Raw genomic sequence first — 21,954 nt, 5'->3', positions numbered from 1 at the left:
ATACTTATAATCAGTCTTCGATATCGAAGTCTGCCGCGTCCAGTTCCTCGACCTCGTGCCCTTCGAAGCGGGCAGTGAGGATCGCGGCGGCTGTGACGTGTCCCGTGATATTCTTGAGAAACTCTTCGTAGCCCGCACCCGGCATCAGCGTGAGCGGCAGGTCGAGCGCGAAGAGCTGGAAAACGTAGGTGTGCTGCACACCGAGCGGTGGATCGGGGAGCAGCCATTCCGAATTGCCTTGCGCATTCTTGCCGGTGCGCGGCGGAGTCTCGCCCTCGAACAGCGCGCCCTTCTGGCCCTTCAGGCCCCAGACGACCCAGTGCACCTTGCCGTCATCGGCATCCTCGACGACCAGCGCCAGTTCCTGCGTGCCGGGCGGCGGCGCGGTCCATTCGAGCGGCGGGGCGACCGCGTCGTCCTCGATTGCCGTGAAGCTGGGATCGAGTTCGCCCTTGTCGCGGAAAGCGGGACTCGAAAGTGCAAGGCCCGATTTGCCCAGCATTCTTTCTTCGGCCACCTTGCCGACGGTCAGCGCGGCCTTCGCCTCGCCGCCGATTGCCTGGTTCACCCAATCGGGATTGCCGGTACGCAAATCTCTCACTCCGTATTCACTTCAGGCGCCCGAGGGCGCGTCTCAGGGGCAGAGCCTAGGCATATACGGATAGGAAACGCCATGGCGGCGGGCGGCATTTGCACCGTTTTCACCTCAAATCGCCCCTGTTTTCCACCGCAAATGCGCAAGGATACGGTTGGAAAGAGCATCAAATGACGTTCCGCTTGCTCAGAGCCGGTTAATTGGCCATCGCTCATAGCGACCACTTCCTGAAGGAAACCGCCTTGGCGGCGGGGGAGAAAAGATGATGAAACTGGGTCGCTCGCTACTTTCCGCAACGCTTGCCATATCGCTCGCTTCCTGCGGTGGAGGAGACGGTTCAAGAGGCGGCACCATTGGCGGCGGATCCGGCGGCGGCACAGGGGGCGCAGACAGCTGTTCCCTGTCTGCAAGACAGGACTGGGCGAAGTCCGTGCTCGATGAATGGTATCTTTTCCCCGAGCTCCTCAATGCCACTGCCGACAAGTCGAGGTATGGCGACCTTCAGTCCTATCTCGATGCGCTGGTGGCCCCGGCCCGGGCGCAGAACAAGGACCGGTATTTCACTTACATCACCTCGATAAAGGAAGAGAACGACCTCATAGCCAACGGCTCAAATGCCGGCTTCGGCGTCCGCCTCTCTTACGACAGCGCCAATAACCGTGTCTTCATCGCCGAAGCATTCGAAAATGCTCCCGCCTTTGCTGCCGGCTTCGATCGCGGGACGGAAATCCTGCAGATCGAGGGGCAGAGTGTGTCGTCGCTGATGGCATCCGGCGGCGCACAAGCCGTCAGCAACGCTCTCGGGCCGAGCGATCCGGGAGTGACGCGCAGCTTCGTCATCGAGGACACTTCGGGTGTTCAGCAGAATGTGACGGTGACGAAGGAAGAATATTCGCTAGACCCGATTTCCGACCGCTACGGTATCCAGATCCTCGACGACGGGACCGGAGGCAAGGTCGGCTATATCAACCTGCGCACATTTATCGTGCAGGATGCAGCCACTCAGCTGCGCCAGGCTTTCAACCAGTTCCGCAACCAGGGCATAACCAATGTCATCCTCGACCTGCGGTATAATGGCGGCGGACTCGTCTCGGTTGCCGAACTGCTCGGCGACTTGATGGCCGACGGCCTCGAAGGACAGATTTTCTCGGAAACCCAGCTTCGTCCGTCCAAGTCTTCGGAAAATTCGACCGAGCTGTTCGAAAACCAGCCACAGCAAATCCGCGCCATGAAGCTGGCGGTAATCGGTCGCGGCGGGACGGCGTCCGCCAGCGAGCTCGTCACCAATTCGATGATCCCCTATCTCGGCGACAACATCGCGCTTGTCGGCACCGACACCTTCGGCAAGCCGGTCGGCCAGTATGCTTTCGACAGGTCGGAATGCGACGACCGCCTGCGCGCGGTGACCTTCAAGACGGTCAATGCAGACGGCCAGGGCGAATATTTCGACGGCCTTGCCAGCGTGATGCCCAACACCTGCAGCGCCGGTGACCTGTTATCCTACCAGCTCGGCGATCCGCGCGAATCCTCGGTCAAGGTCGCGCTCGACTTCATTGCCGGCCGCAGTTGCACCGCGATCGGCGCCAAATCCGATGGCGCGCAGGCACAGGCTCCGCAATTCAGACTGCTGCAGCCCGCAAGGCCGACTGCCGCCCAGTTCGAAATCCCGGGTCTGTTCTAGGGTATGGTGGAGCGGTATTCGACCTTCGCCGAGTTCTGGCCGTTCTACCTGCGCGAGCATTCGAAGCCGCGCACCAGGGCGCTGCACTATTTCGGGACCACCCTGGTCGTGCTGCTGGCAATCGCCGCCATCCTGACCGGTCGATTGCTTCTGTTCGCGGCGCTCCCCGTAGCGGGCTACTTTTTCGCCTGGGTCGCGCATTTCGGGGTCGAGAAGAACCGGCCCGCGACCTTCACCTATCCGCTGTGGAGCCTGGGTGCCGACTTCAAGATGTGGTGGCTATGGCTGACACGCCGGCTCGGCCCCGAACTGCGCAAGGCCGGAGTGAAGGGCTAAGCCAGCGCAATCGCGATCGTCATCGCGCCAAGTCCGATCGATAGCGGCGCGCGCAGCGACATCCACCAGCGCGGGGCCAGCGATCCGATCCGGCTGTCGACCCCAAGCGCGATCAGCAGACCTGCGCCCAAGACCACGAGAACCGGTTCGAGCGGCAGACGGCTGCCCAGCCACAGCGTGAGCACGGCCAGCACAATCAGGCTCGGCACCACGCTTGCGATCCACAGCCATGCCAGCCCGCCGCGCCGCTCTGCTGCTGGAGCGCCTGCAGCGATGCCCCACCACGCACCTCCGAGGAAGGTGAAGATCAGGCCCGCGTAGAGCGCGGCGAGCGGCTGGGCCGCTTCCTGAAGATCGTCCGGTCCGAAATAGGCAAGCAGCAGGAAGGCGGCTTGTGGAAGCAGCCCGGCAAGCCCCAAGAGGCGCGGAATGCGGGGGACCTCACCCATGCTTGGGCGCGCGCAGCAGGAAGAGGGCAAAGCCGATCGCGAACAGGAGGTCGCCGGCCACGATCACGCCGATCGCCGCGTCGCCACCTGCGGCCCAGTTGGGCGGGCCGAGCATCAGCACCACCATCACCTTGCCGAGGATTCCCGCGATCAGGGCAGGAGCGAAGCGCAGCGGATCGCGCGCCACCAGTGCGTAGACGATGCCGAAGCAGAAAATCAGCACCGACATGATCGCTTCGGGCGATCCCCAGCGCGCATCGAGAAACCCGCCCAGCCCGATGACGAGGTTGTAGGCGGCGGAAAGCCAGAAGAATACGGCCCAGCCGCGAGCTGCCGTGGCGCCCGCGTTCATGGATGCTGGGGCCCGGTGAAGCCCTGTAGATCGGTCCAGGCGCAGCCATTGCGCTGCTCGTCTCCGACCTTGAGCGTGGCGGTATAGGGATAGGTGCGGTCACTCATTCCGTCGGAACATTCGCCCGGCGTCACCATCAGGTCGAAACTGCGCCCCTCCATCTGGCCGGTGAAGGCAAGGCCATTGTTGCCGGCAAAGCGTGCGACCGGAAAGCGAATGCCATCCTGGTTTTCCGGCGTCGAATAGAGCGCCTTCCCCTGGCCGATTTCGCCGCCCCAGAATGGCTCCGTGCCGGTGAGATAGACCGTCTCGCTCTCTGCGATCGCATCGAAAGCCGGGGTGGGCCCGCTGCTTGGCGTCCCGTCGCCCGACTGGCAGGATGCAAGCGACAGGCAGGCCATCGGGAGAAGGTATTTCATGCCGCTTCTTTCCTCTGCTCCGAAATAAACGCCGCCGTCTCGTCCAGAGCCCGCTTCCCTTCGGGTATGGGGAACAGCATCCAGACGTGAAACATGCTTTTGTATTCGCGGTAGATATGCGGCGGGTGTCCGGCGGTCTGCAGTTTTTCGACAAGCCGCCTCGCATCCACGAGGAGAATGTCGTGCGTGCCCGCAAAAATCGCCATCGGCGGCAGGCCTTCGAGGCTGCCGACAAGCGGGCTGACCTTGGGATCGTCGAGGGGCAATTCCCCCGCGTAGCGCTGGCCGCATGCTTCGAGCCCGCTCACGCCCAGCATCACGTCGCTGGGTTCGATTTCCTTCTGACCGTCGCCCGATGCGGTGGCATCCAGCCACGGCGAATAAAGCACGAGGCTGGCGGGCATCTCGGCTCCATCGGCGGCCAGCATCTGCGCCAGGGCCAGCGTCATCCCGCCGCCCGCACTATCCCCCATCACGGTGACATTCTTCGCCCCATATCGTTCCGCCACCTCCGCATAGAGGCTGCGCATCGCATCGAGCGTTTCGGTCGCCTTCGCCTCGGGCGCGAGACGATAGATCGGGACGGTGGCCGATGCCCCCAGCCGCTCGCACAGCTTGAAGATCGAATCCCAGTGCACCGCCGCAATGTCGAGGACGTAACCACCGCCATGAAGATAAAGGAGGTGCGTCGCGCCCGGCTGCGCCCCGCCCTTGGGCTCGATCGTCACGACGGGAAACCCGCGCGAGGAGAACTCCTGTATATCGAACCGCTTCGACCATTTGGCTTTCGGTCGCACAGGGGCCTGGGTCCGCGCCTTGGCAATCCGGCGGTCGAGCTTGTCGGGTTCAGTGAAGAATTTCTTGATGCCCAGCAGCGGCAGGACAAGTTCGACAAGGCGCGCACGCAGGCTGGGCATGTGAAGGCTCTCCCGTTTCCCGGGACAAGCCTAGCGCAGCCACGGCGGCACGCAAGCGGAGTGTGGGTCAGCCGCGGCCGAAAATTCGGGCGACGAGGCTTTTCTTTTCAGGCTGTTCTTCGGGTGCGGCCTCGGTGATGCGCTTGCGCAGATCGGCCCCCGTCGGCGGTTCCTTGATCTCCTCGACCTCGCGCCGCGTGATCATGCGGTCGGGAAGCATTTCCGCCATCAGCGGGGCCTCATCCTTTTCGACGCGCTGCGCGGGGCGGCCGCCTTCCACAAGCCCGTGGATCGAAATCGCATCGGGTTTCATGTCGACCATGCCGGCCAGCACGGGGATATTGCCCGGCAGAGGCCGCTGGCGACAGATTTTCTCGACCGCGCGGTGGAACAGCAATGCACGCCACCAGCATGCAAGCACATATTCGACATAGCGCCTGGGCGCCTGTTCGGGCGCTTCGTCGCGGAAGAAGTGCCGCTCCTTGTGGTGCACCAGTTCGGTATTGATGGCGGAGAGGCCCTCGCATTCGAGGAAGACCTCGATGTCTTCGTCCCAGCCCGCCCACTCGGGACCGTCCTCGGACAGCGCCTCCTGGATAAGCGTGGATGCGTTCGCCTGGCTGAAGGCGAAAGGCTCGTCGCTGTAGAGGCCCAGCAGCATGTAGGGGTGGTGGACCTGCCCCTTTTCGAAGGCCCGATCGGCTTCATTGGCGATGGCCAGCGTGACCGCGCTGATCGGTTCGCCCTCGTGCAACTCGATCGCCTCGATCAGCTCGCTCCATCCGGCGATCGAAACGCGGTCGGGATCGTCGATGAGGCAACGCGTGGCAAGCTCGGTACCGAGCGCCTCCAGCTGCAATTCGAGATATTGCTGCGCTTCATCCAGGCTGCCGGTGTGGAAATGCTCGTGCATCACCGCATTCCAGGCGTTCTCGCCCTCCTGCGTGGCAAACTGGGTTTGTAGTTCATGCATCGTCTTGCGATCCGTCAGCCCTCTATTTGTGCGCCTTCATGACGCAAAAATCTCACCATCGCATTAACTGTGCCATCCAAGCTTTGCCGCGCGACTAAGGCCTGTCGTTAAGGATGTGTGAAGCCCGGCGCGGCGCTCCAGCGGGAACAGGCGCGGCGATCCGGACGTTTATCGGGGCAAGAACGCTTCACGCGGAGATATACGATGAAATACGCCCCCCATGTGCTGGGCGCGGTGGCCGTGGTGACGATTGCCGGTGCGGTGAGCGGTGCCACGATCGGAGAGAGCCCGATGCTCCAGCGCGGACAGACCGATACCCTGCCCCAGGCCCAGATCGTCTCGGCCTCGAATGCGGCGATGGACAGCTCGCGCCGTCCTCCCGATCACTACCCGCTCAAGACGCCCGAAGGCACGATCGAAGTTGCCGAGCTCGCGCTCCATGGTCGCTTGCGCAATCGCGGCGGCGATATGTGGTGGGAAGGCCGCAGCGACGACCGCGTAGACCTCTCCGCCGGCTACGACTTCTATGAAACCGCTAGCCCCGAACGGATCGCCCGCGAGGAGAGGCTTCTGGCCTTCCACGGCGAGCAGCCGCAAGAGCAGGTCCGTCATGTCGAGAGGCAGGTTATGACACGCGCCGAGGCGCCGATGGCGCTGGCCGAACCTGTCGAATTGGCAGTGGCAGAAGCTGCCCCGGTCGCCCGGGAACCGGAACCGACTTCGATCGGCAACTCCAAGACCATCGATGTTGCTGCCACCCTGGCAAGGCGCGACTGATCCCTTCACGGCAGTGGTTGCCGCAACGATAATTCTCGGCAATTGTGAGTGCGATGTCGATGACGGAGCAACTCGCGATTTCGACCGTGATGGTCCTCCTCACCGTGGCGATCCACGGCGGCGGTCTCGTCGTGCTCAGCCGGGTCCTGAGGCTCGAGCGCATGGACGAGCGCGAGGAGCGGCTCTCGCCCCTCAGTCCGCGCGGCATAGGTGTGACTTTCGGCGTAGTGCTCGGCCTGTTTGCGATCCACGGCCTCGAGATCTGGCTTTACGCTGCGCTCTACCTGATCGGCGGCGCACTGCCCGACCTGCACACGGCGGTCTATTTCAGCACCATCACCTATGGCACCATCGGCTATGACGACGAGGGCATCCTGCGCGCCTGGCAACTGGTCGCCGCGATCGAGGGGATCAACGGCGTCTTGCTGCTCGGTTGGTCGACCGCTTTCTTCGTGGCGCTGATCGCGCGGCTCGGACGGCGCTAACCTTCGAGCAGGACGATATCCCAACTATATCGCTGGTCCCCCAGAGCGCTCGCCACGGCAGTCGGCGCGCCGTCGCCCAGCGTCTTGTAAAGCGTGTCGCGCGCATTCGCTTCGGCATCCTCGGGGAAATACATCTGCAGCATGGCCCGTGTAGACCCGCCCAGCGCATCCATGTGGATGTACGGCGGACGGTTGCCGATAGGGCTGTCGTAGCTGCCCGGCTTGATCGTCGTCAGCTTCCAGCTGCCATCTCCGCCGGTGGTGATCCGAGCAAAGCCCTGGAAGCCGGGATCGAGCGGCATGACCGCCGGGTCCTGTGGATGGTCGTAGCGCCCGTGATGGTTCGCCTGCCAGATGTCGAGCTGCGCGCCGCGGATCGGGTTACCGAGCTTGTCGAGCACGCGCCCGACCACTTCGATCACCTGGCCCTCGGCTCGCCTCTCCGCTCCTGCCACGCGGGTGAGGTCGGCATCGGTCTCGCCGCGATAGCCGAGCGGGTAGAAAGGCCCCATGTCCGAGGTCGCCGTCACCGTCTGGGCGAGAGCGTTGGGCCCGGCAACGAGGCCGCCGACGGCACCGGCGGCAAAAGTGCGCCGGGAAATCCTGTGTTTGATGAGCGTCACCGATAGTCTCCCCGACCCAGGGACGACCCGATGGCGCTGCATTTACCCCAGCCGGCAGGCCAAGTCCATCGCGCCTCGCCTCACAGCACCTTGTCGGGGCGCGGGTCGTGGCTATGGCGCGCCTGCTTGCCGAAGTGGCGGTTCAGCCGCTGCGAGAGCGTCATCGCCGCGCGCCTTGCCGCATCGTCGACCGTCGAGGCGCCTTCGGTCACGCCGATCGGCTTGCCGCCGCGCGGGCGGGCCTCGATGGTGCAGGCCTTATCGTCATGCCCGTGCTTGTGCGCATTCTCGTCATGCACATGGATCTCGATCCGCGACAGCCGGTCCTCAAATCGCGCCAGCTTCTCGCGCACCCGCGCCTCGATCCGGCTCGCGACGTTCTCGGTGCCCATGACGCTGCTGTCGGAATTGAACTGGACCTGCATGGCGGATGCTCCTTCTTTTGGTTCTACCGAACCAACGTGCAGGAGGCATTTCCGTTTCCGGCCGAGAGACCTTTGCCCCCCGCTTACTTGCCCGCGCAGGCCTTTGCCCGGCGTGCGGCGCTGATGTCGTCGATCGTCTGGTCGCTGTTGGGAAGCTCGCCCGCCATGCGCATCGCTTCCAGCTTGATCCGCTGGAACGCCTCGGTGCCGTCCTTGATGCCTTCTTCGCGGGCATAGGCATCGCCATATTTGGTGATCAGCGCGAGGCTGTCGGAGAACTCGGCGGATTCGTCGTCATAGATGCTGGTGGCCGCATAGATCACCGCCGCGCAGGACAGGTTGGTCTCCCCCTCGGGCAGCTGCGCCTTGACGGCAGCGGCGGGATTGCAGGCTCCCATCGCGACGGCGAGCGGTGCGAGGATTGCGGTTTTTGCGTTCAAGTTCATGATGTTGCCCCCTTGGTGATTCCGGGCAGGCAGATAGCGCGCAAGTCTTGCCGAAGCGTTAGCCTTTCCGCGCAAATCGCCAGGGGCTTCCCAACAGCTTGGAACACATGGAACACGGTCCAGGGGAGAAAAACCGGAAGAGGCGCAAACCCGCAGTTTTCCACGGGTTCGGACGGGCAGAAGCAGGCTCATGCGCACGGCCTAGCAATCCTGCCCCGCTGTAGGAAAGCACGCCCCCGCAGGAACGCCCGCCGCCCCCATGCGCTAGTGTCATGGACGGGGTCGCAGGAGAGAATTTCCAATGTCCGACAAGACGCCCAAGCAGCACCTTTCGCACATCGCCGAAAAGATGAAGGACATCGATTTCGTGATGCTCGCCACGCACACGAAGGATGGCCAGATCGGCCACCGCCCGATGAGCAATAACCGCCAGGTCGATTACGATGGCGACAGCTATTACTTCACCTGGGAAGACTGCCTGATGGTGAAGGATATCGAGAAGGACCCGAAAGTCGGCCTCTCGCTGCAGGGCAACCATGACCCCAAGGGCGCACCCGGTATCTTCATCTCGCTCGAGGGCGATGCCGAAATCGTGCGCGACAAGGCGAAGTTCGAGGAACACTGGACCAAGGACCTCGACCGCTGGTTCGAGGACGGTCCCGATACCGAAGGCGTCGTCATGCTCCACGTCCACGCCACCCGCTGCGCCTATTGGGACGGCGAAGACGAGGCGGATTTCGATATCTGACGAGAAGCCGGGCGAGAGCGTGCAGCTTCGCCCGCCTATTCCATCCCCGCCGCCAGCAGCGCCATGGCGGCGGCGGAGGAAAGCGTGCGCACATGGTTGAACCGCGTCCAGCGCACGAGGTATTCGAGCCACATGGCCTTGCCCTCCTCGCTCGCCGCGTCCACCGCATCGAGCCGGTTGTTGAGCGGCACATTGCCCGCCACGGTCACCACGAACATGCCCAGCACGTAGGCCGCGCTGCCCGCGATCACCAGCGGCCCCGCATGGCCCATCAACCCGAGCACGACCAGCGCCGCGCAGGCGATGGTGCTGCCGAAGAACAGGGGCAGGAAGGCGGTCCGCACGATGACCCGGTTGAGCACCTGCATCGCCCGTGCCCCGGCCGCCTCGCCCAGCTCGGCAAAGCTGCGCATCGCGAATACCGAGAATGTGAAATAGATGCCCGCCATGATCCCGGCAGAGATCAGCGCGAACCAGATCAGCACGGTGACAAGGGTGTCCATGGCAAGCCTCCTTGCCCGGAATGGTAACGCGCTTGGCGGGCTTTTACCAACGTATGCCCTATCGCCTTGATACGGCTGCCATTGCCCGTCACTGCCGAAGGGGAGCGCTAGGCTTCCAGCGCCTCTGCCGCTTCGCGCGCCTCGCGCTTTTCGCGTTCGGTCTTGATCCGCGCTTCGGCCACGCCGCGGGCGTGATGGGCAAGGTCGGACCAGGATTTTGCCGCGCGCAGTTCGCGATCGCGGACATTGTCGAGCGTTGCCGCCTTGGCCGCCGCGCGGGCTTCCTCGGCGCGCGCGTCGTAGAATTCGTAGGACTGGCTCATCGGCAGGCTCCTTGGCTGGAGGGAAAGGGTGCCGCGCACCGTGGCAAGAGGATAGCAAGCCACAGTGCGCGAACCTTGGAAATAGGCGTCAGTCGGCAGCCGAGAGGTTCACGGCGCTTTCCTTGCCGTTGCGTCCCTGCTCGACTTCGTAGTTGAGGCGCTGTTCCTTATCGAGCGTCGTCATGCCAGCGGCCTGCACGGCGCTGATGTGGACGAAGCTGTCGGCCGAACCGTCGTCGGGCTGGATGAAACCATAGCCCTTGTCGGAGTTGAAGAATTTTACGGTGCCAGTCTTTGACATAATCGGTTCCTTTCGAGAACGCATGGGGTTGCCGCCGCGCGACATGCGCTGCGGTCGTGCATCAAATCGTCCGAAGAAAGGAAATCGTCGCCTGTTTTACGCCGGGGCCAGTTGAGGCAAGCGGCGGTCTTCAAATCTCGACATCCGTCGCAAATTTCGACGTCAGCAGGGGTGCAGTAGCACGGAGGCAGCCGATCACCTAAGCAATTCTCGTTTCTGCAAAAACCGCGTCAGTGTCCCGGCGGGATAAGCCGTGGTCGGGAGCCGCCCCTGCCCTCCTTCTCACGGATGCGCTGCTCGTAATGCCGGGCAAGCTCGCCATAAGCCCTGCGATCACCTGGCGAGCGCGCTGTTCGCTCGTTCATCCGCGCGATCTCCAGGTGGCGATGAAGCTGGTCGAGGCTGGTCACCTAAGCCAGGTGCATCTGCACGGCGACAAGCTCGCCCAGATCGTCTTCCTCGGTCTTGTAGTGGACGCGCGATCCCTCGCGCACTTCGGCGTCGCGGGGGCGTTTCAACTCGATCTGGTTGAAGGGGATCATCGCCCCGCCTTGCGCGGGCCGGATGAAGCCGGTGCCGGTAAGCGGGTTGAAGGTCTGGATATTGCCGAACAGGTCCATGCGTGTCCTCCTGTGCGCACACGCGACCGCACATGGCCGCGTTCTTCGCGCAACTAAAAGGCGAGATGGAAAGAAGGCGCCAAACGGGGAGCCCGACCGTCGAAAACGACTGATAGCCCGCACCCGGTAACACATGGCGGCGATGCGACCTAACCCTAAGTGGTCGGACAGCGTGCCCGGTGCTAGGCACGCGGCATGAGCGCCATGACCATTCTCGTAGATGCCGATGCCTGCCCGGTGAAGGAGGAGGTCTACCGCGTTGCGACACGTCACAAGGCGCATGTCCGCGTGGTCAGCAACAGCCCTTTTCGCGTGCCGGTGAGCGAGCGGGTGAAGCGCGTGGTGGTCTCGGACGGGTTCGACGCGGCGGACGACTGGATTGCGGAGCACGCGTCCCCAAGCACCGTGGTCATCACCGCCGACATATTGCTGGCCGAACGCTGCCTCAAGGCGGGCGCCACCGTGCTGCGCCACGACGGCAGGAGCTTCGACGCCGCCAGCATCGGCAGCGCCATCGCCACCCGCGCGATCATGGAAGACCTGCGCGCCGGGATGGACGGAGTGGGAGGCGGCCCGCCGCCCTTCAGCAAGGCGGACCGGTCGAACTTCCTGCAGGCGCTCGACCGGGTGCTGGTGAGGATGGGGCGAAGTTGACAAGATTGACACCGCGTCACCCGGGCATTTTCCGCCGCAGACCCGCAGGAAACTGCGGTTTTTCGCATTCGGGGCGAAGTTGACACATGGCGCGGGCTCAATCCTCCCCGTCCTCCTCCCCGGCCGCCATCTCCCCCTCGACCAGCGCATAGATCTCCTCCGCCCAGGTTTCGGGGCCGGTCTCCACGCGTTCGAGCAGCGGGCCGAAATCATGCGGCTTGTATGCGGCGGCGGGGTGCGCGGAATGGACGGGCGGGCGGCGAAAGCTCTCGCGCATGGCGAGCAGCGCCACCGTCAGCCGCTCGTCATAGCGGCGCGATGTGCCGACCAGCTCGCCGCGATAGAAATGCGGCACCTCCACCCCGTTGAGCGCGCGCTCCATCGCCGCTTCCGCCAGCGCATCGAAACGGCAGCGCAGCGCGGCAGTCCACGCCAGATCGAACGGCTCTCCCTTGAGCCGCGCGCGCAGGCCATAGGCCGACTGGCGGCTCATCCCCGCCGCCCGCGCCGCCCTGGCGACCGAATGCGAGGAAGCCAGCTCGCGCAGGAAAAGCGCCTGGCGCTGGACGGTCCAGCCGTCGTGACGGGTGGCGGGAAGAGTGAGGGCGGTGCTTCGGGACGTGCTCATCGGCAAGGATAAGGCAGATTTTGGCGGAGTAGGAAAGTTAAAGGTTATCCGGTAGATAGTCTGCGATTCCTGATCGGGGCAAAGTGGGGGCTTTGATGTTCGAAACATTGTTCGAAGGCGCGATAAACAGTCAGGTGGTGTTTGTTGCCGTACTGGTTGCCGTCGTTTTCTTCGTGACCGAGTGGCGAAAGGCCGGTCGGAAGAAGGGTAGCGGCAAGCGCTACTACAAGAACCGACAGCCCAATCGGCGCTTCGGCAAGACCGGCGAGGCTTCAAAGCTGGCAACGGCTGCGGACCAGCTTGAGACCGTGATGGCCGCCGATTTCAAGCCCCGCAGCCTGCTCAACAAGTCCGAAGCAAATGTGTTCAGGGCACTCGACCAAGCGGTGATCGCGCGCAATCCGGGTTGGCAGGTGATGGCACAGGTTTCGCTCGGCGAGTTCCTGTCATCCCGCGATCAATCAGCTTTCGGCTGCGTCAACTCCAAGCGCGTCGATTTCGCGCTGATGGACGAGAACTGCTACGTCCAGCACGCGCTCGAATACCAAGGCAAGGGCCACCATCAGGGCAGCGCCGCCGCGCGCGATGCGGTGAAGAAGGAAGCGCTGCGCAAGGCGGGCATCGGCTATCACGAGATCGTCGCCGGCCACACCACGCCGAGCGAACTCAGGACGCTGGTGGAAAAGCTGGTTCCGGCGGAATAGGCGGTATCATCTCACTATCGGGTCCAATACCGATCCGCTATCCACGCCCGACAGCCGTTTGTACAAGGCGTCGGCTTCAAATTCAGTGAGGCTAGCTATGCAATCCGCAGCTCTCCGTTGCGCATCGCCATCCAGCTCGTCCCAAATGTAACGAAGTCGCATTGGCAGGAAACGGTCTGACGCGCGATCTTTCTGATTCATCAGGATATCGAATAAGCCATTAATGATCCGCTTCTGACCCATTTGTTGGGCGTGAAGTGCTGGCAAACCTATGACGTACTTCCGAGCCAAGTGTTTGAGCACTCGCACCTCATCAGCGCTTTGTTCATTGATGAGAACCGCCGACCCCTCTCTTTCCTCACTTAGCTTAGCAGAGCGCACATAACGCCCGATCAGCGTAGACGTGAAATTTCGGATATGGTGACGCTGCTCACGTGTACCGGCATAAGTTTGCCTAGCGACGGCGGGAAAAAAGATGAGCGTCTCTCGAATATTTTCGACGGCTGTTCGCAGTCGACGCCCGGCATCTTTCGGGGCATTAAACCAGCCGCTAGCCACCTCATTGACGAATTCGGTCTCGTTGCCGCGCTCTGTAATCAGCTCCCACGGAACGATATTGACGCGATGAAAATCTTCGAGATCATGAACGGAGTAGGCGATATCGTCCGCCCAATCCATTAGTTCAGCTTCGGCTGATTTCATGCCTTCGTTGGCGAATTCACGCGCCCATTCGAAATCGTCAACCTCAGTTCTGTAGGCTGACCATTTTCCCGACCTTTCAGGATTTCCGAGATCGCGAAACCATGGGTACTTTAAGCAGGCAGCGATAGTGGCGCGCGTCAAGTCCAACCCAAGGCACTCGTCTTTGCCATACCTGACCGCTAGCTTCGTGATGATCCGGACGGTCTGCGCGTTTCCCTCGTACCCATCATCATCGCCTTCGTGTTGGACGAGTCTATCGAGCTCTTTCTCTGCGGCATGCCCAAATGGCGGATGCCCGAGATCATGAGCAAGACATGCTGCCTCTACCACTTCTGGGTGGACACCGTGACGTGCGGACGCCTCCGGTTGCTTGTCGACACACTCTTCCGCTAGCCGTCGCCCAATTTGCGCGACTTTGTAAGTATGCTGTTGCCGGGTATGAAAAATATCCTGCTCACCGGCGCGCACAATCTGGGTAATTCCAGCCAGCCGGTGAAAGGCCGAGGAGTAGAGCAACCTGTCACGGTCACGCTGGAACTCTGTTCGCTGATCGCCAGTAGAGTGGCTGATATTATGGCGGCGCTCGGTACGCTGCGCCTCGGTCCAGCTCATCAAGCGGCTACTTCAAGCCCTTCAACCGCAATGAAGCGACCTCCGTCACCCAAGACAGCTTTCCCTCGATCAAGGACCCGTTGAACAGCACGGACTACGTTCTCGTACGAATGACCACTCGCTTCAAGGCGCTCCACCAATTCACTTGGACGCAGACCATCGTCAGTCGAGGCAAGCTCTTGGATAACTTCAGCGTCTGTTGGAATTTCGTCGGTATGCGTCATGCGTTAGGTCCCTCTCTAAACACAACGATAAAGGCCCCCAAAGGAGCCTTCACCCATCCAAAGTTGCGGTGATCTTCATTGTACTCGCCGGAAAAGCACGCGTTAGCGCCTACGCTAATTTCGCCGCGATGGAAACCACTTTCTAGAACAAAGGATGAATCTGCGATATCTTGCCCACACAATCGGAAAGAAGGCCTTAAAAAAACCGCCACGCTGTCGCGAAATTGTGACAGTTAAACGGTCAACCCTCCGGCAAATACAACTTCTCGCCCTTCTCCCGGTACACCTCGCTCATCTCCTCCATGCCCTTTTCCGCTTCCTCGGCCTCTTCGGCTGAGGTCTCGGCACGCAAGTTCTCGCTCGCAAGATAGCTGTCCGAGTTCTGCTTGGCCGCAAAATCCCGCACTTCCTGCGTGATCTTCATCGAGCAGAACTTGGGCCCGCACATAGAGCAGAAGTGGGCGGTCTTGGCGCCTTCTGCGGGGAGGGTCTGGTCGTGATATTGCTCGGCCGTGTCGGGGTCGAGGCTGAGGTTGAACTGGTCACGCCAGCGGAATTCGAAGCGGGCCTTGCTCAAGGCGTCGTCGCGGACCTTGGCGGCCGGGTGGCCCTTGGCAAGGTCGGCGGCGTGGGCGGCGAGCTTGTAGGTCACCACGCCCACCTTCACATCGTCGCGGTCGGGCAGGCCGAGGTGTTCCTTGGGCGTGACGTAGCAGAGCATGGCGGTGCCGTACCAGCCGATCTGCGCCGCGCCGATGCCGCTGGTGATGTGGTCGTAACCCGGCGCGATATCGGTGACGAGGGGCCCGAGCGTGTAGAAGGGCGCTTCGCCGCAGGCTTCCAGCTGCTTGTCCATGTTCTCCTTGATCTTGTGCATCGGCACGTGGCCGGGGCCCTCGATCATCACCTGCACGTCCTGCTCCCAGGCGCGCTTGGTAAGCTCGCCCAGCGTGTAGAGCTCGGCGAACTGGGCTTCGTCGTTTGCGTCGGCGATACTGCCGGGGCGCAGGCCGTCGCCCAGCGAATAGGCGATGTCATAGGCCTTCATGATCTCGGTGATCTCGTCGAAGCGCTCGTAGAGGAAGCTCTCCTTGTGATGCGCGAGGCACCATTTCGCCATGATCGAGCCGCCGCGCGACACGATGCCGGTGACGCGCTTGGCGGTCATCGGGACATAGGGCAGGCGCACGCCGGCGTGGATGGTGAAATAGTCGACGCCCTGTTCGGCCTGTTCGATCAGCGTGTCGCGGAAGATTTCCCAGGTCAGGTCCTCGGCAATGCCGCCGACCTTCTCCAGCGCCTGGTAGATCGGCACGGTGCCGATGGGGACGGGCGAGTTGCGGATGATCCATTCGCGCGTGTCGTGGATGTTGCGCCCCGTGGAGAGGTCCATGACCGTGTCCGCGCCCCAGCGGATCGACCAGACCATCTTGTCGACCTCGCTCGCCACGTCGGATGCCACCGCGGAATTGCCGATATTGGCGTTGATCTTGACGAGGAAGTTGCGCCCGATCGCCATCGGCTCGGTTTCGGGGTGGTTGATGTTGGAGGGGATGATCGCGCGCCCGCGGGCCACTTCGTCGCGGACGAATTCGGGGGTGACGTAATCGGGCAGCTCGGCGCCCCAGGGCTGGCCATCGTTGCGCGCGGCGGTGCGGGCGGCTTCCTCGCGCAGCATCTCGCGGCCCAGGTTCTCGCGTTCCGCCACATATTCCATCTCGGGCGTGATGATGCCGCGGCGGGCGTAGTGCATCTGGCTGACGTTCATGCCGGGCTTTGCGCGCAGCACCTTCTTGGCCACGTTCGGGAAGCCGGGAACACCGCCCGAACGGTCGGGGCCGAGCTGGCCATTGTCTTCGGGCTTCACCTCGCGCGCGTCATATTCCTCGACATCACCGCGCGCCATGATCCACTCCCGGCGCTTCTGCTCAAGGCCCTGGCGGATGTCGATGGTGGCATCGGGATCGGTGTAGGGGCCGGAGGTGTCATAAACCCGCACCGGCTCTTCGCCGCCTTCAAGGTCGATCTCGCGCATGGCGACCTGCACGCCGCTGCCGGACTTGGCGCCAATGTGCACCTTGCGGCTGCCGCGAATGGGCCCGGTGGTGACGCCGATGTCGAATTTGCTGTTGATGTCGGCCATGCGTGTGCTCTCCATATGGCGGACGGAGAGCGGTTTACTGGCGCCGCTCCACTCCCTCCGCCGATGCTAATCGGTTCAGGTTCGACGGGTCGGAGGGTGCGAGACCTCCCTCTCAGCCAACGCTGGCTCCCCGGGGATGAACTGCAATTAGGCGCTTGGCGGTGGAAAGTCTACGCCGCGTCGTCGGCAGCGGCGCGCTGGGCCGCCTGCACGTCGCGAAGGTGCCTCAGGCTGGCGGAGATGCCGGCGACGATCGTGTCGATATGCACGGCCGCATCCTCGATCCGGCCCTGTCGCTGCGAGCGCATGAGGAATTCCGCCGGCCCCAGCGAAAGCGCCTGGAACAGCGTGGGCGGCATGACCGGCAGCGCCCCGCTGGCGAAGTGCGGCATCGCCCAGTCGATCACCGGCTGCTGGATATCGAGCGCGGCGTTGAGCCAGACGTCGCGGTTCTCGCGCAGCCATTCGCTATCGTTGAAATCGGCGATGAGGTGCATGAAGCGTTCGACATCGGCCAGCTGGAACTCCGCCGCCGCCCGCGCGCCTTCGGCAAAGGCATCGCAGGGGTCGCCATCATAGCCGGTAATGGCTTTGGCGATCGCACCAAGATACCGGCGCCGTTCCTGCAGGAAAAGTTCGCGGATGATGCCATCCTTCGAACCGAAGTGATGGAAGACGCTGCCGTTCGAGATGCCCGACTGGTCGCAGATATCCCGCAGGGAGACGTTGGCATGGCCATGCGCGACGATGAGCTCTGCCGCCGTTTCGAGCACCTTCTCGCGTGTTTCCTGGCCCCTCGCCTGTTTCATTCCATCACTATCGCATCAATTAACCAAAAAGCCAGTCTAGAGGAAATTTCTAGAACGTCAATCTAATTAATGGAGAATCGGCCGATTTGCGGGGAAATCCTGCCGGTTGGCGGGGCGCGCGCCTCCGCAGAAACACCTGATTATGGACAGGTTTCCACGCTTGGTTGCAGTCGCAGGCGGACTGTTGAGCCAGATCCCCCCCGCTCCTTCACCTAGTGCGATATAGCCAGTGCTGTGCTTCGGTGCACCGCCCTTCTGGTCATAGGTGAGCCGGGCAATGATTCGGGCGCAGTGAGGCCGGGAGCCAAAGCAACGGCATCGGCGCTGGATGAAGGAAGGTGGTGAGCCGTGCTGGGTTCGAACCAGCGACCTACTGATTAAAAGTCAGTTGCTCTACCGACTGAGCTAACGGCCCGACCACGGGCGCCCACCTAGGCAGGGGATGCCGACTGGTCAAGCGGGGTTTGGCTTGCTTTTCGCCTGCCGGTGCAATTAGGCGTGGAACGGACAGGAGGGAGCGCATGGCAGAGCCGCTGGACGCACGAGCATCGGGGAGCAGGAGCGGGGGGCCATCCTTCTCGCTCGGCAACCGTATCGGGCGCGCCCTTTGGACGCTCTGCTGGTTGCTGCTTGCCCGGTGGACCCCGCCGCCGCTGCATGGCTGGCGCGCGCTGGTCCTGAAATTGTTCGGCGCCAAGCTGGGCCGGGGCTGCCGCGTCCATGCGAGCGTGAATGTCTGGTGGCCCGCCAATCTCGAGCTTGGCGACAATGTCCTGATCGGACCGGGCGCGCGGCTCTACAACCAGGGGCGCATCACGATCGGCAGCGACAGCATCGTCTCGCAGCGCGCGCATCTTTGCGCCTCGACCCATGATGTGTCCGACCCGAACTTCCAGCTGGTGGTGCGCCCCGTTTCGATCGGCGCGCAATGCTGGGTCGCGGCGGAGGCTTTCGTCGGGCCCGGCGTGACGATGGGCGAGGGATCGGTGCTGGCAGCACGCGGCGCGCTGTTCGAGGATGCGGAAAGCTGGACGATCTATCGCGGCAATCCGGCAGCCGCGGTCAAACCGCGCGCGCTGCGATCTGGCGCAGCGTAAGTCCGGTCGCCGGGTCGCGCCAGTGGGGAGCGATCTCGGCGGCAGGACCCGTGACGAACTCGCGATCACGAAACAGCGGGTGCGGGATGACGAGCCGGGGAGAATGCCACATCCCGCCGCTCCACAAGACGATATCGAGGTCGAGCGGCCGCGAACGCCAGCGCGCCCCGCGCCGTTTGCGACCGAAACGGGCCTCTAAATCCTGCAAGGCCGCAAGCATCTCTTCGGGGGGAAAGCGCGTCTCCGCCAGCGCGGCAGAATTGGCATAAAGTCGCAGCGAGGGACCGAGCGGCCTGCTTGTCCTGATGCGGGAGCAGGCGACAACTTCGATCCCGCCTTCCCGCATCGCTGCCAGCGCAGCCGCGAGCACCTGCCGGGGCCCGCCGATGCTTCCCACGCGCATGTTCGATCCTAGCGCGATCACATATCGGTGCGTGCTTGCTCCCATGATTTCCTGCGACTAGCCTCGCCCCGCCGACAGCGCAAAGGGAGAGGACGTATATGAAGCCGGTCACCACATTCGTTGCAGGGGCGCTGGCCCTCGCCGCAGTCCCGGCCTTGGCCCAAGACCGCGTGCTGACCGAGCACGAACAGCGCGTACACGACATCTACCGCGACATCATCGCCTTCCGCACCGCCGAGGGTTACGGCCAGGTCGACGACATGGTCGCCTATCTTACCGGTCGCTTGTCCGAAGCCGGTTTCGCCAACGACGACATAATGGTCTCCGATTACGTCAACGATGGCGACCCGACACAGGGTCTCATCGTGCGCTATCGCGGCGACGGATCATCGGGCGAGAAGCCGATCGTGCTGCTCGCCCATATGGACGTGGTCGATGCGCTGCCGGAGGACTGGGTGCGCAATCCCTTCGAGCTGATCGAGGAAGACGGCTATTTCTACGGCCGCGGGACGATGGACAACAAGTACGGGGTCGCCAATCTCACCGGCACCTTCATCCGGTTGAAGGAAGAAGGCTGGACGCCCAATCGCGATCTCTACCTCGTTTTCTCGGGCGACGAGGAAACCGGCATGACCTCTACCAAGGCGCAGGCGAAATGGGTGGCGGAGAATGTGGATCCCGCCTTCGTGCTCAATTCCGATGCGGGCGGCGTGGGCCTGACCGAGGATTACCGGCCCATGGCGCAGCGCGTGCAGGCTGCCGAGAAGACCTTCGTCACTTACGAACTCACCATCACCAACCAGGGCGGCCACTCCTCGCGTCCGCGCAAGGACAATGCGATATACGAACTGGCGGATGCGCTGCAGAAGGTGCGCGATTACCAGTTCCCCGTCCGTGCAACCCCGCTCACGCGTAGCTATCTCGGCGCGCTCGGCCAGGCGATCCCCGGCCCGATGGGCGATGCGCTCAAGGCCTTCGCAGCCGACCCCGATGATGCCGAGGCACTTGCCATGCTCCGCACGCACCCCGAATTTCTGGGCACCACCGGCACGACCTGCGTCGCCACCATGCTCAAGGCCGGCCATGCCGAAAATGCCCTGCCGCAGACAGCCACTGCCACGGTGAACTGCCGCGTCTTTCCGGGCGAAGGCGTCGAAGCGACCAAGCAGCGGCTCGCCGAGGCTGTCGGCAACCCCGGGGTCACGATCACGACGCTGGGCGATCCGACCGAAAGCGAAGGCAGCGATTTCCGCGAGGACGTCCGCGCGGCGCTGACGAAATCGCTCGAGGCACGTTATGGCGCTGCGATCCCGATCATCCCCTATATGGAATCGGGCGGCACCGACGGCATGCATTACCGCGCGCTGGGTTATAACACAGTGGGCATCAGCGGCGGGGCGAGCAGGCCGCAGGATGTCTATGCCCACGGCCTCGACGAGCGCGTGCGGGTCGATGCCTTCTACGCCGGGCTCGACCACTGGACGATCATCCTGAAGGAACTGGCCGGTAGCTAGAACAGCTCGTTGGGCACTTCGCGCGCGGCGACATCGCCGAGTTCGATCCGCCGCTTGCGTTTGACGAGGCCGCTGGTCTCGACCGAGAAAAGCACGTCGATATTCGCCGAAAAGTTGCGCGCGCGCATCCGCACCTCGGCAACGCCCTCTTCGCGCAGACGCACGATGGCGGCGGCATCGATCGTGCCATCCTCGGCGCGCGGCCTGAGCAGTGCGACGAGCCGGTCGATCGGCCCGCGCGTATTGTCGACCTCGCCCGTCTCCAGCACGGCAACCGCCTGGATCGTGCCGTTGGCGCGCAGTTCGAAAACCAGAGGGTGGAAATGCCCGTCCTTCTCGATCCGCCCGATCGCAGCTTCGAGTGCGGCGGTGTAGAGCCGGTCGAGCTGGTCCTGACTGATGGTGCGACCCGAATTGCTGCCTAGATGTCTTCGCATATCCGCCCGTAGAGTTGCGGCCTGCGATCGCGGAAAAAGCCCATGCCCGCGCGGTGCCTGGCCGCGCGGTCGAGATCGAGCGTGGCCACCAGCGAACCGCTGTCCGATGCGCCATATTCGTCCAGGAGGTCGCCCCACTCGTCGGAAATGAAGCTGTGGCCGTAGAAGCTCTGCTGGCGGTCGGCGGGCCCCTCGTGCCCGATCCGGTTGGCTGCGCAGACGGGCATGCAATTCGAGACCGCGTGGCCGATCATTGCCCGGCGCCACATGCGGCTGGTGTCGAGATCGACATCATAGGGTTCCGAACCGATGGCGGTGGGATAGAACAGCACCTCGGCACCCTTCAATGCCATCACCCGCGCGCATTCGGGATACCACTGGTCCCAGCAGATGCCGACGCCGATGCGCGCCCCGAAGACATCCCAGACCTTGAAGCCGTCATTGCCCGGGCGGAAATAGTATTTTTCCTCATAGCCCGGCCCGTCGGGGATATGGCTCTTGCGATAGGTCCCCATGATCTCCCCGTCGGGTCCGATCATGGCAAGCGTGTTGTAATAGTGATGCCCGTCGCGCTCGAAAAAGCTGGTCGGGATCGCCACGCCGAGTTTCCCGGCCAGCGCCTGCATCGTAAGGACGCTGGGGTGCTCGGCAGTGGGCCGGGCGCGCGAGAACAGCTCCTCCTCTTCCTCGCGGCAGAAATACTCGCCGGCGAATAGCTCGGGCGGCAGGATCACCTGCGCTCCCTTGCCGGCAGCCTCCTCGACCAGCTCGGCAACGGCGGCAATATTCTCCGCCTCGTCCTTGCGGGCGAGCGGCAATTGGAGGACGGAAACGGTCAGCTCTCTCATCGGGCGCGGGTTTATGGCGCAGCGATGCGGCTGTCCAGCCACTGCAGAGTGTTGATATCGATAAGGGAAAATGGTGCCCAGAAGAGGACTCGAACCTCCACGCCCTTGCGAGCGCCGCCACCTGAAGACGGTGCGTCTACCAATTCCGCCATCTGGGCACACTTTCGAGACGTGCTGATCATACGAGTCAGCGTCTCGGGTAGGCG

At 63.1% G+C, this 21,954-nt stretch carries 30 protein-coding genes, 2 tRNA genes and 1 riboswitch; of the genes, 9 read left to right on the top strand and 23 right to left on the bottom strand.

What is annotated here, in order from left to right; genetic code table 11:
• Window positions 1–10: 10 nt before the first annotated feature.
• Complete coding sequence (locus K3178_RS01085) at window positions 11–601, bottom strand: YbhB/YbcL family Raf kinase inhibitor-like protein (RefSeq protein ID WP_345719832.1); 591 nt, start codon at window positions 599–601, stop codon at window positions 11–13.
• Window positions 602–857: 256 nt separating this feature from the next.
• On the opposite strand from K3178_RS01085, the gene K3178_RS01080 reads away from it, so the two are divergent.
• Both K3178_RS01080 and K3178_RS01075 read left to right on the top strand, forming a co-directional pair.
• A complete protein-coding gene (locus tag K3178_RS01080; RefSeq protein WP_345719831.1) occupies window positions 858–2,276 on the top strand; it encodes a S41 family peptidase in 1,419 nt (472 codons plus the stop codon).
• A gap of 3 nt (window positions 2,277–2,279) precedes the next feature.
• A complete protein-coding gene (locus tag K3178_RS01075; protein ID WP_221569548.1) occupies window positions 2,280–2,612 on the top strand; it encodes an Mpo1-like protein in 333 nt (110 codons plus the stop codon).
• Here the strand turns inward: K3178_RS01075 and K3178_RS01070 are convergent.
• The 5 genes from K3178_RS01070 to K3178_RS01050 all read right to left on the bottom strand — a co-directional run bounded on the left by K3178_RS01070 (window position 2,609) and on the right by K3178_RS01050 (window position 5,722).
• Entirely contained in the window at window positions 2,609–3,061 is a 453-nt protein-coding gene (locus tag K3178_RS01070) for a DUF3429 domain-containing protein (RefSeq protein WP_221569547.1), read from the bottom strand. The two genes, K3178_RS01075 and K3178_RS01070, sit on opposite strands and share 4 nt — an antisense overlap.
• Entirely contained in the window at window positions 3,054–3,413 is a 360-nt protein-coding gene (locus K3178_RS01065) for a hypothetical protein (RefSeq protein WP_221569546.1), read from the bottom strand. Before K3178_RS01065 ends, K3178_RS01070 begins: the two co-directional genes overlap by 8 nt.
• Window positions 3,410–3,832, bottom strand: a complete 423-nt coding sequence (locus K3178_RS01060) for a COG3650 family protein (protein WP_221569545.1) — start codon at window positions 3,830–3,832, stop codon at window positions 3,410–3,412. Before K3178_RS01060 ends, K3178_RS01065 begins: the two co-directional genes overlap by 4 nt.
• Window positions 3,829–4,749 (bottom strand): alpha/beta hydrolase, encoded by a 921-nt coding sequence (locus tag K3178_RS01055; protein ID WP_221569544.1) that lies wholly within the window; start codon window positions 4,747–4,749, stop codon window positions 3,829–3,831. The genes K3178_RS01060 and K3178_RS01055 overlap by 4 nt, the downstream gene beginning before the upstream one ends.
• A gap of 67 nt (window positions 4,750–4,816) precedes the next feature.
• Complete coding sequence (locus K3178_RS01050) at window positions 4,817–5,722, bottom strand: hypothetical protein (protein ID WP_221569543.1); 906 nt, start codon at window positions 5,720–5,722, stop codon at window positions 4,817–4,819.
• A gap of 204 nt (window positions 5,723–5,926) precedes the next feature.
• On the opposite strand from K3178_RS01050, the gene K3178_RS01045 reads away from it, so the two are divergent.
• Together K3178_RS01045 and K3178_RS01040 are read left to right on the top strand one after the other, a co-directional pair.
• Entirely contained in the window at window positions 5,927–6,499 is a 573-nt protein-coding gene (locus tag K3178_RS01045; RefSeq protein ID WP_221569542.1) for a hypothetical protein, read from the top strand.
• A gap of 59 nt (window positions 6,500–6,558) precedes the next feature.
• Complete coding sequence (locus K3178_RS01040) at window positions 6,559–6,984, top strand: ion channel (RefSeq protein WP_247713472.1); 426 nt, start codon at window positions 6,559–6,561, stop codon at window positions 6,982–6,984.
• Here the strand turns inward: K3178_RS01040 and K3178_RS01035 are convergent.
• The 3 genes from K3178_RS01035 to K3178_RS01025 form a co-directional block, all read right to left on the bottom strand.
• A complete protein-coding gene (locus K3178_RS01035) occupies window positions 6,981–7,607 on the bottom strand; it encodes a dioxygenase family protein (RefSeq protein ID WP_221569540.1) in 627 nt (208 codons plus the stop codon). The genes K3178_RS01040 and K3178_RS01035 overlap by 4 nt on opposite strands.
• A gap of 80 nt (window positions 7,608–7,687) precedes the next feature.
• On the bottom strand, window positions 7,688–8,032 hold the full coding sequence (locus K3178_RS01030; protein ID WP_221569539.1) for an HPF/RaiA family ribosome-associated protein: 345 nt from the start codon (window positions 8,030–8,032) through the stop codon (window positions 7,688–7,690).
• A gap of 83 nt (window positions 8,033–8,115) precedes the next feature.
• Complete coding sequence (locus tag K3178_RS01025) at window positions 8,116–8,478, bottom strand: hypothetical protein (protein ID WP_221569538.1); 363 nt, start codon at window positions 8,476–8,478, stop codon at window positions 8,116–8,118.
• Window positions 8,479–8,779: 301 nt separating this feature from the next.
• On the opposite strand from K3178_RS01025, the gene K3178_RS01020 reads away from it, so the two are divergent.
• The gene (locus K3178_RS01020) at window positions 8,780–9,226 is read left to right on the top strand and encodes a pyridoxamine 5'-phosphate oxidase family protein (protein ID WP_221569537.1); all 447 of its coding nucleotides are present in this window, start codon (window positions 8,780–8,782) and stop codon (window positions 9,224–9,226) included.
• A gap of 35 nt (window positions 9,227–9,261) precedes the next feature.
• Here K3178_RS01020 and K3178_RS01015 read toward each other — a convergent pair whose 3' ends face one another.
• The 4 genes from K3178_RS01015 to K3178_RS01000 all read right to left on the bottom strand — a co-directional run bounded on the left by K3178_RS01015 (window position 9,262) and on the right by K3178_RS01000 (window position 10,973).
• Window positions 9,262–9,729, bottom strand: coding sequence for an anthrone oxygenase family protein (locus tag K3178_RS01015; protein ID WP_221569536.1), 468 nt, complete (start codon window positions 9,727–9,729; stop codon window positions 9,262–9,264).
• Window positions 9,730–9,836: 107 nt separating this feature from the next.
• Window positions 9,837–10,052, bottom strand: a complete 216-nt coding sequence (locus K3178_RS01010; protein ID WP_221569535.1) for a hypothetical protein — start codon at window positions 10,050–10,052, stop codon at window positions 9,837–9,839.
• Window positions 10,053–10,140: 88 nt separating this feature from the next.
• The gene (locus K3178_RS01005) at window positions 10,141–10,353 is read right to left on the bottom strand and encodes a cold-shock protein (RefSeq protein WP_221569534.1); all 213 of its coding nucleotides are present in this window, start codon (window positions 10,351–10,353) and stop codon (window positions 10,141–10,143) included.
• Window positions 10,354–10,763: 410 nt separating this feature from the next.
• Window positions 10,764–10,973 (bottom strand): hypothetical protein, encoded by a 210-nt coding sequence (locus tag K3178_RS01000; protein ID WP_221569533.1) that lies wholly within the window; start codon window positions 10,971–10,973, stop codon window positions 10,764–10,766.
• Window positions 10,974–11,177: 204 nt separating this feature from the next.
• On the opposite strand from K3178_RS01000, the gene K3178_RS00995 reads away from it, so the two are divergent.
• The gene (locus tag K3178_RS00995; RefSeq protein WP_221570734.1) at window positions 11,178–11,627 is read left to right on the top strand and encodes a YaiI/YqxD family protein; all 450 of its coding nucleotides are present in this window, start codon (window positions 11,178–11,180) and stop codon (window positions 11,625–11,627) included.
• Between the two features lie 97 nt (window positions 11,628–11,724).
• On the opposite strand, the gene K3178_RS00990 is transcribed toward K3178_RS00995, so the two are convergent.
• On the bottom strand, window positions 11,725–12,255 hold the full coding sequence (locus tag K3178_RS00990; protein ID WP_221569532.1) for a hypothetical protein: 531 nt from the start codon (window positions 12,253–12,255) through the stop codon (window positions 11,725–11,727).
• A 95-nt stretch (window positions 12,256–12,350) separates the two neighbouring features.
• On the opposite strand from K3178_RS00990, the gene K3178_RS00985 reads away from it, so the two are divergent.
• Window positions 12,351–12,959: a DUF2726 domain-containing protein gene (locus K3178_RS00985; protein ID WP_221569531.1), complete on the top strand. Its 609-nt coding sequence runs from the start codon at window positions 12,351–12,353 to the stop codon at window positions 12,957–12,959.
• Between the two features lie 6 nt (window positions 12,960–12,965).
• On the opposite strand, the gene K3178_RS00980 is transcribed toward K3178_RS00985, so the two are convergent.
• From K3178_RS00980 to K3178_RS00960, 5 genes are all read right to left on the bottom strand, one after another.
• Window positions 12,966–14,273 carry a deoxyguanosinetriphosphate triphosphohydrolase family protein gene (locus tag K3178_RS00980; protein WP_221569530.1) on the bottom strand — a complete coding sequence of 436 codons (1,308 nt, stop codon included), beginning with the start codon at window positions 14,271–14,273 and terminating at the stop codon, window positions 12,966–12,968.
• Window positions 14,273–14,497 (bottom strand): hypothetical protein, encoded by a 225-nt coding sequence (locus K3178_RS00975; protein ID WP_221569529.1) that lies wholly within the window; start codon window positions 14,495–14,497, stop codon window positions 14,273–14,275. Before K3178_RS00975 ends, K3178_RS00980 begins: the two co-directional genes overlap by 1 nt.
• 241 nt (window positions 14,498–14,738) lie before the next feature.
• The gene (gene thiC, locus K3178_RS00970; protein WP_221569528.1) at window positions 14,739–16,640 is read right to left on the bottom strand and encodes a phosphomethylpyrimidine synthase ThiC; all 1,902 of its coding nucleotides are present in this window, start codon (window positions 16,638–16,640) and stop codon (window positions 14,739–14,741) included.
• A 34-nt stretch (window positions 16,641–16,674) separates the two neighbouring features.
• Window positions 16,675–16,783: riboswitch (TPP riboswitch) on the bottom strand.
• 27 nt (window positions 16,784–16,810) lie between these two features.
• Window positions 16,811–17,449, bottom strand: a complete 639-nt coding sequence (locus K3178_RS00965; protein ID WP_221569527.1) for a TetR/AcrR family transcriptional regulator — start codon at window positions 17,447–17,449, stop codon at window positions 16,811–16,813.
• A 339-nt stretch (window positions 17,450–17,788) separates the two neighbouring features.
• A tRNA-Lys gene (locus tag K3178_RS00960) sits at window positions 17,789–17,864 on the bottom strand.
• Window positions 17,865–17,970: 106 nt separating this feature from the next.
• Here K3178_RS00960 and K3178_RS00955 point away from each other — a divergent pair.
• The gene (locus tag K3178_RS00955) at window positions 17,971–18,546 is read left to right on the top strand and encodes an LbetaH domain-containing protein (RefSeq protein WP_221569526.1); all 576 of its coding nucleotides are present in this window, start codon (window positions 17,971–17,973) and stop codon (window positions 18,544–18,546) included.
• Here K3178_RS00955 and folK read toward each other — a convergent pair.
• Window positions 18,512–18,994 carry a 2-amino-4-hydroxy-6-hydroxymethyldihydropteridine diphosphokinase gene (gene folK, locus K3178_RS00950; RefSeq protein WP_221569525.1) on the bottom strand — a complete coding sequence of 161 codons (483 nt, stop codon included), beginning with the start codon at window positions 18,992–18,994 and terminating at the stop codon, window positions 18,512–18,514. The genes K3178_RS00955 and folK overlap by 35 nt on opposite strands.
• Window positions 18,995–19,047: 53 nt before the next feature.
• Here folK and K3178_RS00945 point away from each other — a divergent pair, with 53 nt between their 5' ends.
• On the top strand, window positions 19,048–20,463 hold the full coding sequence (locus tag K3178_RS00945) for a M20/M25/M40 family metallo-hydrolase (RefSeq protein ID WP_221569524.1): 1,416 nt from the start codon (window positions 19,048–19,050) through the stop codon (window positions 20,461–20,463).
• On the opposite strand, the gene K3178_RS00940 is transcribed toward K3178_RS00945, so the two are convergent.
• The 3 genes from K3178_RS00940 to K3178_RS00930 form a co-directional block, all read right to left on the bottom strand.
• Window positions 20,460–20,900, bottom strand: a complete 441-nt coding sequence (locus K3178_RS00940) for a hypothetical protein (RefSeq protein WP_221569523.1) — start codon at window positions 20,898–20,900, stop codon at window positions 20,460–20,462. The two genes, K3178_RS00945 and K3178_RS00940, sit on opposite strands and share 4 nt — an antisense overlap.
• Entirely contained in the window at window positions 20,885–21,748 is an 864-nt protein-coding gene (gene aguB / locus K3178_RS00935; protein ID WP_221569522.1) for an N-carbamoylputrescine amidase, read from the bottom strand. The genes K3178_RS00940 and aguB overlap by 16 nt, the downstream gene beginning before the upstream one ends.
• Window positions 21,749–21,819: 71 nt before the next feature.
• Window positions 21,820–21,906: transfer RNA gene (locus K3178_RS00930), tRNA-Leu, on the bottom strand.
• Between the last annotated feature and the right edge of the window lie 48 nt (window positions 21,907–21,954).

It is taken from the genome of Qipengyuania sphaerica, from assembly GCF_019711595.1.
GTDB lineage: Bacteria > Pseudomonadota > Alphaproteobacteria > Sphingomonadales > Sphingomonadaceae > Qipengyuania > Qipengyuania sphaerica.
Note: the sequence above shows the minus strand (reverse complement) of the source record. Positions and strands in the feature narration are given on the sequence as shown.